The sequence below is a fragment of the Bifidobacterium mongoliense DSM 21395 genome (assembly GCF_000741285.1).
GTDB classification, from domain to species: Bacteria; Actinomycetota; Actinomycetes; order Actinomycetales; family Bifidobacteriaceae; genus Bifidobacterium; species Bifidobacterium mongoliense.
On sequence record NZ_JGZE01000013.1, the window covers coordinates 64,540 to 80,168 of the forward strand.

The 15,629-nt window shown below is 60.7% G+C and carries 14 protein-coding genes; 9 read left to right on the top strand and 5 right to left on the bottom strand.

The window, feature by feature from the left end:
• Window positions 1–14: 14 nt before the first annotated feature.
• A complete protein-coding gene (locus BMON_RS06305; RefSeq protein WP_161786331.1) occupies window positions 15–920 on the top strand; it encodes an alpha/beta fold hydrolase in 906 nt (301 codons plus the stop codon).
• 44 nt (window positions 921–964) lie between these two features.
• Here BMON_RS06305 and BMON_RS06310 read toward each other — a convergent pair whose 3' ends face one another.
• The 3 genes from BMON_RS06310 to BMON_RS06315 form a co-directional block, all read right to left on the bottom strand.
• Window positions 965–1,354 carry a DUF1304 domain-containing protein gene (locus BMON_RS06310; protein ID WP_033512753.1) on the bottom strand — a complete coding sequence of 130 codons (390 nt, stop codon included), beginning with the start codon at window positions 1,352–1,354 and terminating at the stop codon, window positions 965–967.
• Between the two features lie 639 nt (window positions 1,355–1,993).
• Window positions 1,994–2,296 carry a hypothetical protein gene (locus tag BMON_RS09990; protein ID WP_152595766.1) on the bottom strand — a complete coding sequence of 101 codons (303 nt, stop codon included), beginning with the start codon at window positions 2,294–2,296 and terminating at the stop codon, window positions 1,994–1,996.
• 243 nt (window positions 2,297–2,539) lie between these two features.
• Window positions 2,540–3,904 (bottom strand): APC family permease, encoded by a 1,365-nt coding sequence (locus BMON_RS06315; RefSeq protein ID WP_051917960.1) that lies wholly within the window; start codon window positions 3,902–3,904, stop codon window positions 2,540–2,542.
• Window positions 3,905–4,514: 610 nt separating this feature from the next.
• Between BMON_RS06315 and trpX the strand changes: the two genes are divergently transcribed.
• From trpX to BMON_RS09620, 4 genes are all read left to right on the top strand, one after another.
• Complete coding sequence (gene trpX, locus BMON_RS06320; RefSeq protein ID WP_033512755.1) at window positions 4,515–5,582, top strand: tryptophan ABC transporter substrate-binding protein; 1,068 nt, start codon at window positions 4,515–4,517, stop codon at window positions 5,580–5,582.
• Window positions 5,579–6,490: an ABC transporter permease gene (locus tag BMON_RS06325; protein WP_033512757.1), complete on the top strand. Its 912-nt coding sequence runs from the start codon at window positions 5,579–5,581 to the stop codon at window positions 6,488–6,490. The genes trpX and BMON_RS06325 overlap by 4 nt, the downstream gene beginning before the upstream one ends.
• On the top strand, window positions 6,487–7,320 hold the full coding sequence (locus BMON_RS06330; RefSeq protein WP_202805454.1) for an ABC transporter ATP-binding protein: 834 nt from the start codon (window positions 6,487–6,489) through the stop codon (window positions 7,318–7,320). The genes BMON_RS06325 and BMON_RS06330 overlap by 4 nt, the downstream gene beginning before the upstream one ends.
• Window positions 7,321–7,411: 91 nt before the next feature.
• A complete protein-coding gene (locus BMON_RS09620) occupies window positions 7,412–8,320 on the top strand; it encodes a YaaA family protein (RefSeq protein ID WP_081882946.1) in 909 nt (302 codons plus the stop codon).
• 671 nt (window positions 8,321–8,991) lie between these two features.
• On the opposite strand, the gene BMON_RS06340 is transcribed toward BMON_RS09620, so the two are convergent.
• Window positions 8,992–10,296, bottom strand: coding sequence for an OFA family MFS transporter (locus tag BMON_RS06340; RefSeq protein WP_051917961.1), 1,305 nt, complete (start codon window positions 10,294–10,296; stop codon window positions 8,992–8,994).
• A gap of 345 nt (window positions 10,297–10,641) precedes the next feature.
• Window positions 10,642–11,250 carry a hypothetical protein gene (locus BMON_RS06345; protein ID WP_152595768.1) on the bottom strand — a complete coding sequence of 203 codons (609 nt, stop codon included), beginning with the start codon at window positions 11,248–11,250 and terminating at the stop codon, window positions 10,642–10,644.
• 265 nt (window positions 11,251–11,515) lie between these two features.
• Between BMON_RS06345 and BMON_RS10130 the strand changes: the two genes are divergently transcribed.
• From BMON_RS10130 to BMON_RS06365, 4 genes are all read left to right on the top strand, one after another.
• Window positions 11,516–11,914, top strand: coding sequence for a winged helix-turn-helix transcriptional regulator (locus BMON_RS10130; RefSeq protein WP_051917962.1), 399 nt, complete (start codon window positions 11,516–11,518; stop codon window positions 11,912–11,914).
• 165 nt (window positions 11,915–12,079) lie between these two features.
• Window positions 12,080–13,810 (top strand): thiamine pyrophosphate-dependent enzyme, encoded by a 1,731-nt coding sequence (locus tag BMON_RS06355; RefSeq protein WP_202805455.1) that lies wholly within the window; start codon window positions 12,080–12,082, stop codon window positions 13,808–13,810.
• 819 nt (window positions 13,811–14,629) lie between these two features.
• Window positions 14,630–14,980, top strand: coding sequence for a type II toxin-antitoxin system RelE/ParE family toxin (locus tag BMON_RS06360; protein ID WP_033512762.1), 351 nt, complete (start codon window positions 14,630–14,632; stop codon window positions 14,978–14,980).
• Window position 14,981: 1 nt separating this feature from the next.
• Window positions 14,982–15,293 carry a helix-turn-helix domain-containing protein gene (locus tag BMON_RS06365; RefSeq protein ID WP_033512763.1) on the top strand — a complete coding sequence of 104 codons (312 nt, stop codon included), beginning with the start codon at window positions 14,982–14,984 and terminating at the stop codon, window positions 15,291–15,293.
• Window positions 15,294–15,629 lie beyond the last annotated feature (336 nt).

Consider the following 15,629-nt stretch of genomic DNA (forward strand, 5'->3'; position numbering starts at 1 on the left):
TTAGGATGGGGCCCATGCAGACCAGCAATGACACGATACGATCCACTGATTTCCAAACGATTCCGGGCTTCGGTCCGCAACTCGATGGTGGATTGACGCATTCCTTCGCCATTCCCGTGGGCATCGGCGATCTCACCGCGATGGCGACGCCGGGACTCGCCGGAGCCTCCCGTGTTGCCATGTTCATTCCCGGTTTTTCGGGGTCGAAAGAGGACTTCCTGAGCTTTTTCCCGCGGCTGTACGCCAAGCTCGATGATTCTGCCGACTGCGCACTGGTGAGTTACAGCCAGCGTGGACAGGCGGATTCCGCGGCGCCGACGGGACAGGGGGCGTATCGACTTGCGGATTTTGTTGCCGACGGGTGTGCGGTGATGGAATCGCTTGCCACCGGCGATCACCCGATTGATCTGGTCGGGCACAGCTTTGGAGGTCTGGTGGCGCGGCGCATGGCTATCGCCAGACCCGATCTGGTGCGTTCTGTGACACTCTTCTCCACCGGAGCGGTGCCAATCGGACAATCCGAAATCACCCGCTCCGCCAAGGAACTCCTGCAACGCTACGGTTCGATGGTTGTCTTCAAGGGCAACTTCCCGGATTGCGAGGACATGCCGCAGGACGATCCCTACACGGAGATGTGCCGGCTGCGCGCCCACGCCACCAGTTTGGACAATCTCCTGGCGGTTTCCGACATTCTCATTGACTACAACGACGTCACCAATGCCTTGAAGGACACCAAGATACCCATTTCCATCGTCTATGGAGCCAACGACCTCGTGTGGCCTCAGGCGGTCTACCGGGCGGAGGCGCAACGGTTGGGCATCAGCCCCACGGTGATTGCGGACGCCGGTCACAGCGGCCAGCTCGACAATCCCGATGCGCTCGCCGCGGCGCTGTTGGACTTCTGGGGCCGCAACCGTTAGGCCGTCACGTCAGCAGGCCGACCGTCACGTCAGCAGACCGGCCGTCACATCAGCAGGCCAAGGATCACCAGCAGCACGGCCAGCAGGGGCAGTGCGCCCTGCTTCACAGCCGCGGAACGGTGAGGCGCCGAGGAGACGAACAGCACAAGCGCCGCGGCGAGCATCGAACCCGCTCCGGCGAAGACCAGGCTCAGCCCTACGGTGTGGGCGTTCACGAACCAGGCGATCACGCCGGCCAAGGCGATGACCGCGAGGAACAGATTGTAGAACCCCTGATTATAGGCGTTGAATTTGGTCAGCTGCGCCTGTTCGACGCTGCCGGTTTTGAACAGATGCCGGGCCTGTTCGCTGTCCCAGGCGAAGGCCTCCAGATAGAAGATGAAGATGTGCAGCAACGCCGCGAGCACGGCGATGATCATACCGGCGATAATCATGATGGCGATCCTTGGTCTTGGTTGGTCTTGATGATGGACAACTATCGATAGCCTAGCGTCCGATGTGCACGACTTCGCCGTGGGTGTTAGGTGCCGTGGGTATGGGGTGCCGTGGGCATGAGGCGCTGTGGGGCGCCGTGGGGCGCCTGGTCGGCAGGATCGTGCAGCAGCATATGGCAGCGACTTGGCGTCGATGACAAGGCCGGGCTCTACTGGTTTTCGTCGATATGCGGTGCGTTGCGTAGGTTTTCGATGATGAGCTCCCGCGTCGACTGCAGGAGCGCTTGCGGAGCTGTGCAGAACCTTGCGGTTCCTTTTTCCCCCCTCACAAGGCGGTTGGTGATATGGCACATGGAACGTGCATTGCATGGCCGAGGATTGTCTCTGGCCGTTTGGTGACGAACGGCATTATAGAGTCTCTCCGTCCGACTGCGACTGCTGGTCGTCGTCCGTCTGGCCGTTGCCCGAACCGTCCTGTGATTGACCCAACATGCTGCGATCTCTCCCAATCTGTGAGTATTCGGGTGTCGAACGGCGAGTGAACGCACTGACGACAAGGTCTCCTACCGCACCACCGCCTATTGAGCATGCTAGGCAGGCGGCGATGGCGAGAGTGATGATTGTTCGATGATGACGGCGCTAGCGCTGGTCGGGAAGTTGCCCGACGAAGCCTGCTGGCGGATGGGGATATGCATTACGGGAATCATAGAACGGCTGCTGCGGATATTCGTTTGACTTTTGTTGTTGGGAATATGGCTGTCCGGTGTCGTCTTCGTCGACGGTTGTCCGAGCCGCGTACGTTCCTCGATCCGCCGATTTTACATTCAATGATTCCGGATTCGTTGGTATTTCGACTGTGTAATTGTCTGAGGTCATGGGTTGGTTCGCGCCGTTCTGAGTTGATTGTGGAGAATTGACGTTGTGGTCGTCTTGGTTGCTCATGATGGTCCTTCCATCGATTCGAGTCCCGATGTATCAATCGATACATTGTGTCTTGTAAATCGAATTTGTATGGTATAAACCATCAAATCGTATGAACCATCGATGAGACCGCGAGACAGCCGAGTATTCTCTTGATGGAACTATCACGTTTCCTGAATGGGCGGCGAACTGATCACGCCATGGGTCGAATGGAAATCTGTCGCCTTGCCGGCAGAGCGACGGATGGTATGTAACGCGCTGGTCTTACTTGTCATGCGCGATGTGGAAGAGCGCCACGCTGGGAATGGCGAGCGCGGCGACCACCAGACCGGTGATCACCGGATACAGAGATGTGGGGATGCCCGTCTGCCCCGCTGCGGGAACGAAGGTCATCACGAACGCGCAGACGCAGGCCACGATGCCCACGCCGGCCATGACGTAGAGCGCCGGGGCGCGATATCCGCTGTTGCCGGTTTTGTGCTGGCGACGCAGGTTGATGGCGGCCACGAACATGAGGATGTACATCATGACGTAGAGCGCCACCGCCATGCCGATGAGCAGCGAGAAGACCATGGAGACGCTTTTCGGGAAGATGATGTAGAGCATCGCCAGCAGGGTGACGAGCACGCCCATGATCATGAGAATGCCCGACTGTGCGCCGTTTGCGTTGGTCTTCTTGAAATAGTCCGGCAGGCAGCCGTCCTTGGCGGCCTCAAGCAGGCCGAGCGAGGGGCCGGAGATCCAGCTGATGATGGAGGCGATGGCGCCGAACACGATGGCGAAGGCGACCACGTTGCCCATGAACCCGATGTGGAAGGTGCTGAACATCGTCTGGAAGGCGATGACCGTGCCATCGGAAAGGTTCACGTTCCTGGGCAGCACCATGGCAAGGATCAGCGTCGGGACGATGAAGATGGCCAGGGCGCTTACGAAGGCGATGCCGACCACGCGCGTGTAGCGTTTCGGATGGTCCATCTGCTGCGCGTGCACGGCGTTGACCTCCATGCCGGCGAAGGCCAGGACGTTCTGGACGATCAAGGCGAAGCTGGCGAAGTTCGTGAACGTGGGAAGGGGCGAGCTGTGCGTCAGGGTGGTGGAGATATGCTGACCGGTCAGCAGCCACGCCGCTCCCAGAATCAGCAGTAGACATGCCGGGATGATGGTGCCGACGAGCCCGGCCGCAGAGGCGACTTTGGCGAAGAGATTGCCGCCTTTCAGAGCGAGCCACACCGCCCACCAGAATACGACGATGATGACGGCCGTGATATAGACCCCGGAATCGGTCAGCCGATTGAGCCCGACCGCCGAGGCCGCCGCCGCGGCCACAAAGGCGAGCTGGGCGGGATACCAGACCACATTGTGGATCCATTGCATCCAGATGGCCAGGAATCCGAAGCGCTTCCCGAGCCCCTCCTTGACCCACTGGTAGATGCCGCCCTCATACGTGGCGCCCAGTTCGGCGGACACCAACGCTGAGGGCACGAAGAACACCACCGCGGGCAGCAGATACAGGATGATGGATTGCCAGCCCATCACGGCCATGGCGGGAAGCCCGCGCAATCCGGCGATCGTGATGATGGTCATGATGGACATCTGCGATACCGTGATGAGTGATCGTTGGGGTTTCACCGGCAATTGTCCTTCTGGGCGTTGTTGAACGCAATCGACGTGAATGCAACCGATAGGCGATTGCGGCTTCATCGAAGCTTACTATAAGTGCCGCAGATGACTTCGTCGCTGTCCCTCGCACGCCACGGGGCGTGGGCGTGCGTGCGTCATGAGGGCGTGAGCGTGGACCATCCCATTGCGCAGATTTGCCTTTCTGGCTATCACCGCTCTATAGTGGCCCCATACATGGCGCGCTTCTGGTGCGTCGTGCGGGCGTCCGGTCGCAGTGCGTAGGACCGTGACGTCGCTCATACCAAGCATGGCCGTCTCCTTGTCGGCCACCGAGAAAGGGACGTTGATATGCATAGCACATATTCGACATCGTGCATCCCCGTTCGGTCTGCTTGGCGTTGCTGGCGTCGTTACCTGTAAGTCGCACCGCCGGTCACCCATAGATGCGACATGAGCAGCACTGATCGCGTCTATGCCCTTGGATTTTTCAGCGGCCGCATAGGGCAATCCCTGCGGCTGTCGGCCATCACGTCTCGGCGTGTGGTCATGTCGGCAGCGATCGGCGAATATCAGCATTCACCAGCAATCACCAGCAATCCAAGAGAACGAAGAGCATCATATGTCATCTCACAACACCACCAGTAAAGGCCTTATGGCCACCATCGCCGCGATCGCGCTCATCCTCGTGGGCGTGTTCATGTATTACATGGGTTCGATGAACGCCGGACGTTCGTCGGCGGGCACTTCGGGCGGCCAGCAGTCGGCGGCCGCGGGTGCCGGGGCCATGAAGCGCATCGGCATCCTGCAGTACGTCACCCACCCGGCGCTCGACGAGATCCACCGCGGTATCATCGACGGCCTTAAGCAGGAGGGCTACGTCGAGGGCAAGAACATCGAGATCTTCGACCAGAACGGCCAGGCCGATCAGAGCAAGCTCGCCACCATGAGCCAACAGCTCGTCGGCAAGCACGCGGACGCGCTCGTCGGCATCGCCACCCCGGCCGCCCAGGCGCTCGCCAACACGACGAACAAGACCCCTATCGTCATGAGCGCGGTCACCGACCCCGTCAGCGCCGGACTGGTCAAGGACATGACGCACCCGGGCGGCAACATCACCGGCGTCTCCGACCAGCCGCCGGTCGCCAAGCAGATCGATCTGGGGCTCAAGCTCATGCCGCACGCCAAGACCGTGGGCATGCTCTACTCCTCGAGCGAGGACAACTCCAAATTCCAGGTCGACCAGGCCACCAAGCAGGCCGAGCAGCGTGGACTGACGGTCAAGAAGTTCGCCGTGCCCTCCAGCAACGAGATCGCGCAGACCGTGCAGGTGATGAGCGGCCAGGTCGACTTCATCTATATTCCGCTCGACAACACCATCGCCAACGCGATGCCGACCGTCGTCCAGGAGGCCGACAAGACCGGCAAGCCCGTCATCACCGCCGTCGACACCATGGTCAAGCAGGGCGGCTTGGCGACCATCGGCGTCAACCAGTACCAGCTCGGCATCAAGACCGGGCAGATGGCCGCCGACATCCTGCACGGCAAGGCGAAGCCCGCCGACACCCCCGTCTTCACCGTCAGCAAGGGCGACACCATCCTCAACCGGAGCAAGGCGAAGGAACTCGGCATCACCATTCCCGATGACGTCGCAGCCGGCGCCACAATCGTGGGGGACAGCAAGCAATGATCATCTCATCCATCGGCCAGGGCATGCTCTGGAGCATCCTGGGGCTCGGCATCTTCATGACCTACCGCATCCTGGGCTTTCCCGACATGACGACCGAGGGTTCCTTCCCCCTGGGCGGTGCGGTCTGCGTCGCGGCCATCACGCAAGGCGTCAACCCGTTACTCGCCACGCTGCTGGGCATCGGGGCGGGCATGTGCGCCGGGCTCGTGACGGGACTGCTCTATACGAAAGGCAGGATCCCCGTGGTCCTCGCCGGCATCCTAGTCATGTCCGCGCTCAATTCGGTCATGCTGTTCGTCATGCGCTCGCCCAACCTCTCGCTGCTTGGTCTGCCGCGGCTATCGGACGCGTTCCGCGGCGTGACGCTGCCGGACCACTACGACACCGTGTTCATCGGCCTCATCGCCGTGATTGTGGTGGTCTCGCTCATGGCCTTCTTCTTCAACACCGAATTCGGCCAGGCGTACATCGCCACCGGCGACAACGCGACCATGGCCCGCTCCCTGGGCATCCGCACCGACCGCATGACGATCGTCGGTCTGGTGCTTTCGAACGGTCTCATCGCGCTGTCGGGGGCGCTCATCGCGCAGAACGACGGGTACGCCGACGTGAGCAAGGGCATCGGCACCATCGTGATCGGCCTGTCGTCGATCATCATCGGCGAGGTGATCTACGGGGAGCTGACCTTCTTCCAACGCATGCTCGCCACGGTCGTGGGCAGCATCATCTACCAGCTGCTTATTCTCCTGGTGATCAGGCTGGGCTTTGACACCACCTATCTCAAGTTCTTCTCGGCGGTCGTGCTGTCGGCCTGCATGCTCATTCCACAGCTGCGCAAGAGTCTGAAGCTCACCACTGGATTCGAACGGGGCGGCGGTGCGGCGGCACGTCAGGAGGCGGCATTGTGAGCGGGAATAGCATGAACGGCAGTGGTGTGAACCCGGGTCTCGTGAACGGGAATAGCATGAACGCCGACGTCAGGTTGCAGATCAAGGACGGCACCGAGATCGTCGACAACGGCATGAACGAACGCAAGACCATTCTCGACCATGTCGACCTCGCGGTACGTGCTGGTGAGTTCGTCACCGTGCTTGGTGGCAACGGCGCAGGGAAAAGCACCTTGTTCAACGTCGTGAGTGGAACTCTGCCGCTCACGCGCGGCCAGGTGCTCATCAATGGTAGAGATGTCACCCACGAGTCCGAAGTGGCGCGAGCCTCCAGTGTGGCGCGCGTGTTCCAAGACCCCAAAATGGGCACGGCCCCACGCATGAGCGTGGCGGAGAACCTGCTTCTGGCCTTGCGCCGTGGTCGGCGCCGCCGGGTGTGGCCCCGCGATCTCGATGCGCACAGGGAGCGTTTCCGCGAGCTGTGCGCCGGCATCGGCAACGGGCTCGAGGAGCATCTTGACACTCCGGCGGGTAATCTCTCCGGCGGCCAACGTCAAGCGCTCAGTCTCATCATGGCCACGATCGAGGAACCTGATCTGCTGTTGCTTGACGAGCATACGGCCGCGCTCGACCCCAAGACCTCGAAGCAGCTCATGCGCATCACCGCGGAGAAAATCAAGCAGAGTCACCTGACATGCCTGATGATCACTCACCGCATGGATGACGCACTGGTTTATGGCGACCGGCTCATCGTCATGAGTAAGGGTGGCATCGCACGTGATCTGGATCGCGAGCAGAAGCGCGAGCTGACGATGCCCGATCTGTTGCAATTCTTCGAAGACGGATTCTAGGGGGCACTCTGGCGGTGGTCGAAGAGCTGTGCTGATGGCTTGGATCTCAAGCGTTCTGCCATGCTGCGATAGGTCTGGATAGAATGATGTCGTGCATATCCTGCTTCCACCGTCCGAAGGCAAAACCGCGCCCGTTTCAGGGCCGGCTCTTGACCTTGATGCGTTGTCTTTTCCGCAGTTCGGTGCCGCGCGCCGGCGTGTGCTCGAGGCGTTGATCGAAGCTTCCTCAAGATCCGATGCGCGTGATCTATTGCGTGTGGGCGCGCGGATCATGTCCGAGGTCAGGGCCCAGAGCAGTGATCTGCTGTCTCGGCCCTGCGCGCCGGCGCGCGAGCTCTACACCGGTGTGCTCTATGATGCCGCCAAGTTGCATGCCGGCGATGACGTGCTGATTTTCTCCGGACTCTTCGGTGTCACGACGGGGGAGGATCTCATTCCCGACTACAGGCTGCCCATTGGTGCTACGTTGCCTGGCCTGGGCAGTGTCAAATCGTTCTGGCGCCGGGAGTTTGCCCGATGGTGGCCTGCCGGTGATGTCACCGCTGGCGTCACCGTCGACATGCGTTCCCAAGCCTATGCCGTCACGGTGCCGCAGGGCCCATGGTGGGATGTGAGCATCACTGATTCGCATGGACGAGTCATCTCGCATATGGCCAAGCATTATCGAGGGTTGCTCACACGAGCGCTGCTTGATGCCGAGAGCTGCGTTGAAGCCCGGTCTCATGGTGAGTCTCAACCTCATGACGGGCCTCGGTCTCATGGTGAGTCTCAGCCCCATGATGGACCCCGTGCTCTGGCCCGCTCCTATGGTGATTCTCATGGTGATTCCGCGGATCAATCCGCGCGAGGCGTGGCTTCAACGTATTGGTCTGTCGGTGATGTGGCCGGGGAACGCCGGCTTGTGAGTGATGTGGCTAAGATCGCACGCAGCCTAGGTCGGGTTGATGTGGTCGAGGACGGCCTGTGTCATCATCTGACTCTGACCCCGTTCGGGCGGTGAATGAGGGACGCCGCGTAGGCATCATATCAACCCGTCATCGTGCTCTTGGCGTCTTCTCGCTGTTTTCGGCGCAGCTCGGCAGCCTAAGTGGAGGGGTGTCGCCATCGTCGGGTTTAGTGGGCGTTTTTGCGGGGGGGGATGCGCAGCTCGGCCGTGGATCGGGGCGAAAAACGGCGGAACCGCAATGATCCGTCGGACGGCATTCACAAAAGCTACTTGGGCGTACGCCCAGCGAATGGAAAAACCGCTCACCGAAGGCTGAATCCGCGCATGATTCTCGCCCCCGAGGGCACTCGGGGCGAGAAGAAACGCACCGCAACGCCAACCCCCGCAGACCACAGCCAAACCAGCATGCCAGCTGAACCATTGGCTGAACTAGGATGTCGGCTGGATCACGGCCAAACCAGTGTGCCAGCCAAACTGAACCACCAGTTGAACCACTAGCCCCAACCAGCAGCCCAACCAGCAGCCCGACCGCCAGCTGAGTCACCAGCCCGACCACCAGCCTTATTGTCTTGGTTGTCTTGTCATGCTGTCACAGCTGCCACAGCTGTGACGCGGGCTGCACTTGGCGGATTGGATGCATTATCTGCCACGCCCGCAGTACTTGTTGCACTCGCCTCGTCTGTGATGGTGCCTGCTCGATGGTGTCTGCGCCCGTCGCTCCGCAATTACTCGGCTTGGCGGCTGATGCTGGTGCCGGCCGTTGCCCCGGCCAGCGGCTTAACCCGCGAGACCAACCAGATGCTCGCAAGCGCGATGGCAAACAATATGGTGAGCACCGGGATGAGGGCCGCGTAGCGGTGGGTCTGATCGGGGGTGTGGGTGATGACGAACGAGGCGAGCTGATTGCCCGAGAGTCCGGCGAAGGCCCAGGCGCTCAAGGTCAGACCATGCGTGGTCGAAACCGTCTTGGTGCCGAAATGCTGGTCGAGCAGCACGGGCAGCGTGGAGAAGCCGCCGCCGTACCCGGCGTTGACCAGGAACAGCATGGCGAGCACGGCCCAGAGCAGGGCGTTGTCGACGCTATTGGTCACGATCTGGAGCAGGCAGACGGCGATCGACATGACGAAGATGATCACGTAGCTCGTCTCGCGGCGTTTGAGGTGGTCCGACAGGGTGGAGAAGCCGATGCGGCCGGCGGTGTTGAACACCGAGTCCACGGCCAGCACGGTCGCCACGATTCCGGCAGTGGCCGCGGCGAAGGCGGTGGGGTTCATGGAGGCGAAGCGCGGGAACTGACGCAGCACGTCGCGCAGGATGTCCTTCTCCTGAGAGATCAGCGCCAGGCCGCAGGTGATGTTGATGTAGAAGGCGAGCCAGATGCCCCAGAACACGGGTTTGCGCATGATGGCGCGGCGGCTCACGTGCGAGGCCTGAGCGTCATAGACCCAGCCCTTCGGACGCTTGATGAGCAGGAATCCACCGAACATCATGACCGCGTAGATCACTGCGAGCACGTAGAACATATTCACCAGGCCGACCGTGGCGATGAGGAACTCCATGGCCGGGCTTGCGATGGCCTTGGCCAGGCCGAATCCGGCCACCGCGATGCCGGTGGCCAGACCCTTGTTATTCGAGAACCACAGCATGAGGTTCTTCACCGGTGTCAGATACCCCACGCCCAGACCCACGCCCATGATCGCGCCGTAGCAGATGAATACGCCCGGCAGGAAGTTCAGCGCGATGCTGGCGCCCGTACCCGCGAAGCCCACGATGAAGCAAGCCATGGAGACCAACGCGGATTTCTTGATGTTCCGTTCGACCATGGGGCCGGCGAATGCCGCCGACATGCCCAGGAAGAAGATCGCCAGCGAGAAGCCCCACTCCACTTCGGAGGCCCCCACATGCATGCGGTCGGCGATGAGCTGCTTGAACACGCTCCAGCAGTACACGGTGCCGATGGGGATGTGGATGAGCAGTGCGGGGATAATGGCGCGGGTCCAGGGATTATCGGAAAGCGGCTTGAGCTGCATGGAGCAGATTCCTCTCAACATGGATGGCTGTTGGATAGGATGTGTATGGTCTCGTTGCGTTGCGCATGATGGCCTCGTGGAGGTTCATATCACATTGAGTCGAGCTTGAGTTGATGGTGCGTTGCTGTCACGTTGAGTGAGACGATACACATGGTATCCGCAACCATATGTAAGGGATAATGGCGCTCAACACTGGCAGGGTATAGCGTCCTCGGAGTCGCCATGCCAAGCGTCGGCGTGAGAAAACTCACATTGACATTGTTCGCTTTCGTTGCGATGGGCGAGCGCGGATGCAGCGGTCTGCATCGGCGGCGGCGCCTGATGTGCATTCAGCCCGCAGTCGCGTCACCAGGGTTGCTGAGCCGCCTCGGATGTCTGTCGCGGCCGCCGTGATGCTCGACTCCTCGCTGGAGACTCGCCGTAGTTCGGATGCTGCTCGGCCCACCGTTCGAACTCCGTCGTGAGATTGGCATTGGCCCGGCCGGTGCGGATGATGCGGCGAAGACCGGCAAGCAGGAACACCAGTGCGCAGAGTATCGTTCCTCCAACGATTGCCAGTCGTGTCGGCAGTGTGTTCGGTGAGAAGGAGGCGGCGCCGAGTGCGAATGTGCCGATGAGTGAATACATTCCCAGCTTGGCGGCCTTGGCCAGCGTCGCGGTGTTGTTGTTCAGTACGGTGATGAGTTTGATGGTCGACTCAATCTCCGCAGTGCTCAACGCAGTATCCAACGGCTGGTCGAGGCCGGCATGGGCATCCGGGATGCTGTGCCGACCGGCCCGTTGCCTCGATTTCAGTTCTCGTCGCAGGTTCTTCAACGCATGTGAGGTAGAGAACCGTGTGCGATGACGCAGCGCGAGTTTGATGACCACGGCCACCGCGATAACCGTGACCACGCCGATGAACGCTATGTACGTGTAGACCCAAGCCATGGTGTTGAGTGTCTCAGACGTCACAGACCGTGACGGCACGGTTCCCCACGCGATGATGCCCGTTGGTCGGGCAGCCCCCCATGCGTCCCGGCATGCCGATTCGATGTGCGCACCGCTGGGATTCACAGCTTCCTGGATTGCGTATCTGCATCGGTGGTCTCGAAGCATGAGTGACGACAGCAATGATTATCGAAGATTATATGATTATTATAGGTACTCTAGTTTTTGTAGTAAGGTGGTGTGGACCACACGACGGGCCACACGATGGGTACGGAACGAGGGGGCAGTCATGGCACATGGAGCGTCGTCGGTCTCGTACGGCGAGGCGTCGGTCTCGTACAGCGGATCTCCGGCAATCGCTTGTGATGGTTTCCTTGCTGCCGTGGACATCATCGGCCGCAAGTGGAGCAGCCTGGTGATCCAGGCCATAGCCAAGGGATGCCGAACGTTCTCCCAGATATCGTGCTATTCCAACAAGCTCAACGATTCCTCGCTGTCGAAACGGCTCAAGGAGCTCGAGCAACAGGGAATCGTGAAGCGCACGGTCATCGATGCCCGGCCTCCCAGGACCATGTATCGTCTCACGCAGTCTGGCGAGGAACTGGCGCCCATACTCGATGCTCTCGAAGCATGGGGTAGTCGGCACCTTCCTGTCGGCATCGCCTCCGACGGGAAGACGGGCGGGTAATCCCGCCGGTGTGCAGTCTTGACATCGTTGCCGGGCATCGTCGTCGCAGATGCTTTGGCCTGCTGGAGTTGCGACATGGTCAGCGGCCGTATGTGGCGGTCGGGAAGGATATAACACAATGGCAACCATTACTGCGGGACAGGCTCTCGCGAAAGTACTCGAGCGTTGGGGGTCGACCATGTCTATGGCATCCCGGCGGATTCGATCAACAACGTGGTGGAAGGGCTGGGGCAGGAACGTGAAGCCATCCGGTACATCCAGGTTCGTCACGAAGAGGCCGGTGCCCTGGCTGCTGCCGCCGATGCGAAGCTCAATGGCACGATCGGTGTGGCGTTCGCCTCGGCGGGTCCGGGATCGGTGCATATGCTCAATGGGCTCTACGACGCCAAGATGGACAACGTTCCGGTGCTTGCGTTGGTCGGGCAGGTGACGACGCAGTTCCAGAACACGCATTTCTTCCAGGAACTCAGCGAGGTGCCGATCTTCGCTGACGTGGCGGTCTACAACAGGCAGGTCTCCACTGCCGAGCAAATCCCCGCAGTGATCGAGGATGCCATCAAGGCGGCATACACACGGCGCGGCGTGGCCGTGGTGATACTTCCCGAAGACCTCACCGGCACATCGATTGAATACGTGGAGCCGCACACCCCCATGGTTTCGCGGGCACGTGTGAGCTATGCGCTGGACGGGCATGCGTTGGACATGGCGTCCGAGGCAATCACCAAGGCGCAACGGCCGGTGCTCTGGATAGGGCAGGGGATGCGCGGCAAGGGCGAGGCGGTCATGCGCTTCGCGGAGCGTTTCCATATGCCGGTCGTCTCGACCGCTCCCGCGACCGGCATCGTTGCGCAGGATTGGCCGAATTACATGGGGACGCGGGGACGGCTCGGGGATAAACGCGCCTTCGAAGCATCGCAACTTGCGGACCTGATACTGTTCGCCGGGACCAACTATCCCTTTGCGCGGTTCATGCCTCGCGACAAGACCATCATCCAGGTGAACACCGATCCTTCGGATATCGGCAACCAGATCGAGGCGAGTATCGCCCTTGTGGCTGACGGGGCGCAGGTGCTCGACGAGTTGGTGCAGCGGGCCGGACATGATACGGCTACGCTTACCGACGATGCGCCGGCCAAAGCGGCGCGGGCCTTCGAGAAAGCCGCTCGATCGAACCGGCGCAACTGGCTCGCGTGGCTCGACAACCTCGCGGACGACGATTCCCATGGCTTGGCAGCGGAGGCCGTCATACGCGCTGTGGCCCGCAACGCTTCCGACAGGGCGGTGTTCGGTTTCGACGTCGGCAACAATACGGCGTGGTCGCTGCGTCAGCTTCCGGTGGGTCCCGACCAGCGCTTCACCATGTCTCCTTGGTACGGCACGATGGGGTACGCCGTTCCCGCAGGCCTGTCCGCCGCCGTCTCGCATCCGGAGCGTGACGTGTGGACCATCTCGGGTGACGGGGGTTTCGCCATGGTCAATCAGGAGATACTCACCGAGGTGCGATACCAGCTTCCCGTCGTCAACGTGGTGCTGGACAACAAGGCATTCGGCTTTATTCGGCACGAGCAGATCAAAGGGGAACTGGGCTTGTACGGGACCGATCTCGAAGGCGCGGATTGGGCCGGCATGGCGCGCAGTTTTGGAGCAATCGGATTGACCGCCACCGACAACGCCTCACTCGAGGCCTCATTCGCCGCGATCAGGTCGTACCGGGCCGCTGGCAATACCAGGCCGATTGTGCTCGATGCCAAACTTGCCTACATCGATCCGATCGATACGTCGTTCATGCCTCTTGACGAGGCGAAGTTCGGTGCCGCCACGGCCCACGGGTTCCGCAAGCTCTATCACCTTGATGATGAGCCGACGCTTGCACAGCTCATGGAAAGCCAGGACTGATCGCAGGAAATCCCGATACCCAGATACGGTGAGCATCCGGACGAGCCGGGGGGGATTCCTTTCGGCTCAGGACGGGGGGGATACCGGCGGCTTGGGACGGTTGCGGTGCGGTGGCCGGTGGTTCGTACGCGAGGGTTGGAGATTCGGTATGCGGATCGCGGGTTGGCTGCCAAGGATCCGCGATTGGAATCACGGGGTCGTCGGTTCGCCGCCAAGGGTCGTCGGTTGGCGTGCCGGGGTCGCCGGTTGGCTGCCACGAGTCGCAGATTCGCTGCCAAGGATCGTCGATTGGCATAGACGGTTTGGGTGATATGGAATTCGACCGGCGGAATTCCGCCATTGTTTTTTGCTATCGCTCGACTTGCCTGACGAATCCTGACATAACGATGATCGCAGTGGTCCCGGGGCGGTCGGAGGATCCCCCGATGTGGTTAAGCGCGGATGCGGCCCAGGATGGTGGTTCCTGACCATGCTCAGATGATCAGAATAAGGGTTGTAGGGGTTAGAGGTCCATAACGCGTGGTGGGTGGGTCCGGTTTTCGGTTACCTGGAATACGAAAAACACCTTGGAACCGAAATTCCAAGGTGTTGCAAGTGCCCCCGCGGGGATTCGAACCCCGGACACTCTGCTTCAAGGATGGTACGCAGGCATGCTACTCATGTGCGCGATGATGGCAAACGTAGAAGCTAGGTAAGCGACCGTCGTCCATCGTATCGGTATTTACCGACCTACCGATACATCAGATCCATCGTCATATCCAATTGGATTCAGACGACAGCCGTACTTGACAAATATACCTTGAAAGGTATCATTAGGATATGTGGGAAATAGAAATGAGCCCCATCAGGGACTGGCTGCGCACCCTCGACGATGACACCATCGCCCAGATAATCCACGCCGCCGAACTACTGGCGCAAGAGGGGCCCAATCTACGTCGGCCACTGGTCGGCAAGATAACAGGCTCCAGCATCAAGGCCCTCAAGGAGCTGCGCCCCGGTTCCATCGGACACAGCGAGGTACGCATCCTCTTCGTGTTCGACCCGCATCGCCGCGCCATCATGCTGGTGGGCGGCGACAAAAGCGGCAAGTGGAACAAATGGTACAAGACGGCCATCCCGCAGGCGGAGCGAACCTACCAACAATGGATGGACGAGAACGAAGGAGACTGATATGACCAGCTACACACTCGACGACCTGATCCGCGAACGCAACATCAGCCCCGAGAAGATGGAGGCCGCCCGCAACCGCATCGACGAATACGTTCAGGCGTATGAGCTCAAAGAGGCCCGCAAGGCCGCCAATCTGACCCAGCGGGACATCGCCGCCCGCATGGGCGTAAGCCAGAAACGGGTCAGCGTGCTCGAATCTGGAGACATCGCCCACGTGGAACTCGACACCCTCCGCCGTTACCTGAAGAGCTTGGGCGCGACACTGAGCGTCATAGCCACGATGCCGGACGGCGCGACAATGCGTATCCAATAACCATCGTTCCGCAAAACACTAATCCATAGAGCAGGTGCACGATTAGAAACATCAGTCTCAAACATGCTGAATCTAGGGGGGGGGCAGGGGGGTGCGGCGAAAAGTGGGACTGTTTTTTGGTCCCGGATTGGAGCCGTGATGTTTAAGGCTGAGACGCGTCGTTTGGCGTTGCGTTTGGTGTTGGAGGAGGGCATGACGCCGTTGGAGGCGGCGGAGTGGATGCGCGCGCGTGGCGGGCCGGCACCGTCGGCGAGCTCGGTGCGGCATTGGCGTGGCGAGTSATGGGCGCCAAGACGGGCGACGTGGTGAGTTATCACGCTCCCAATGGCCGTGAGA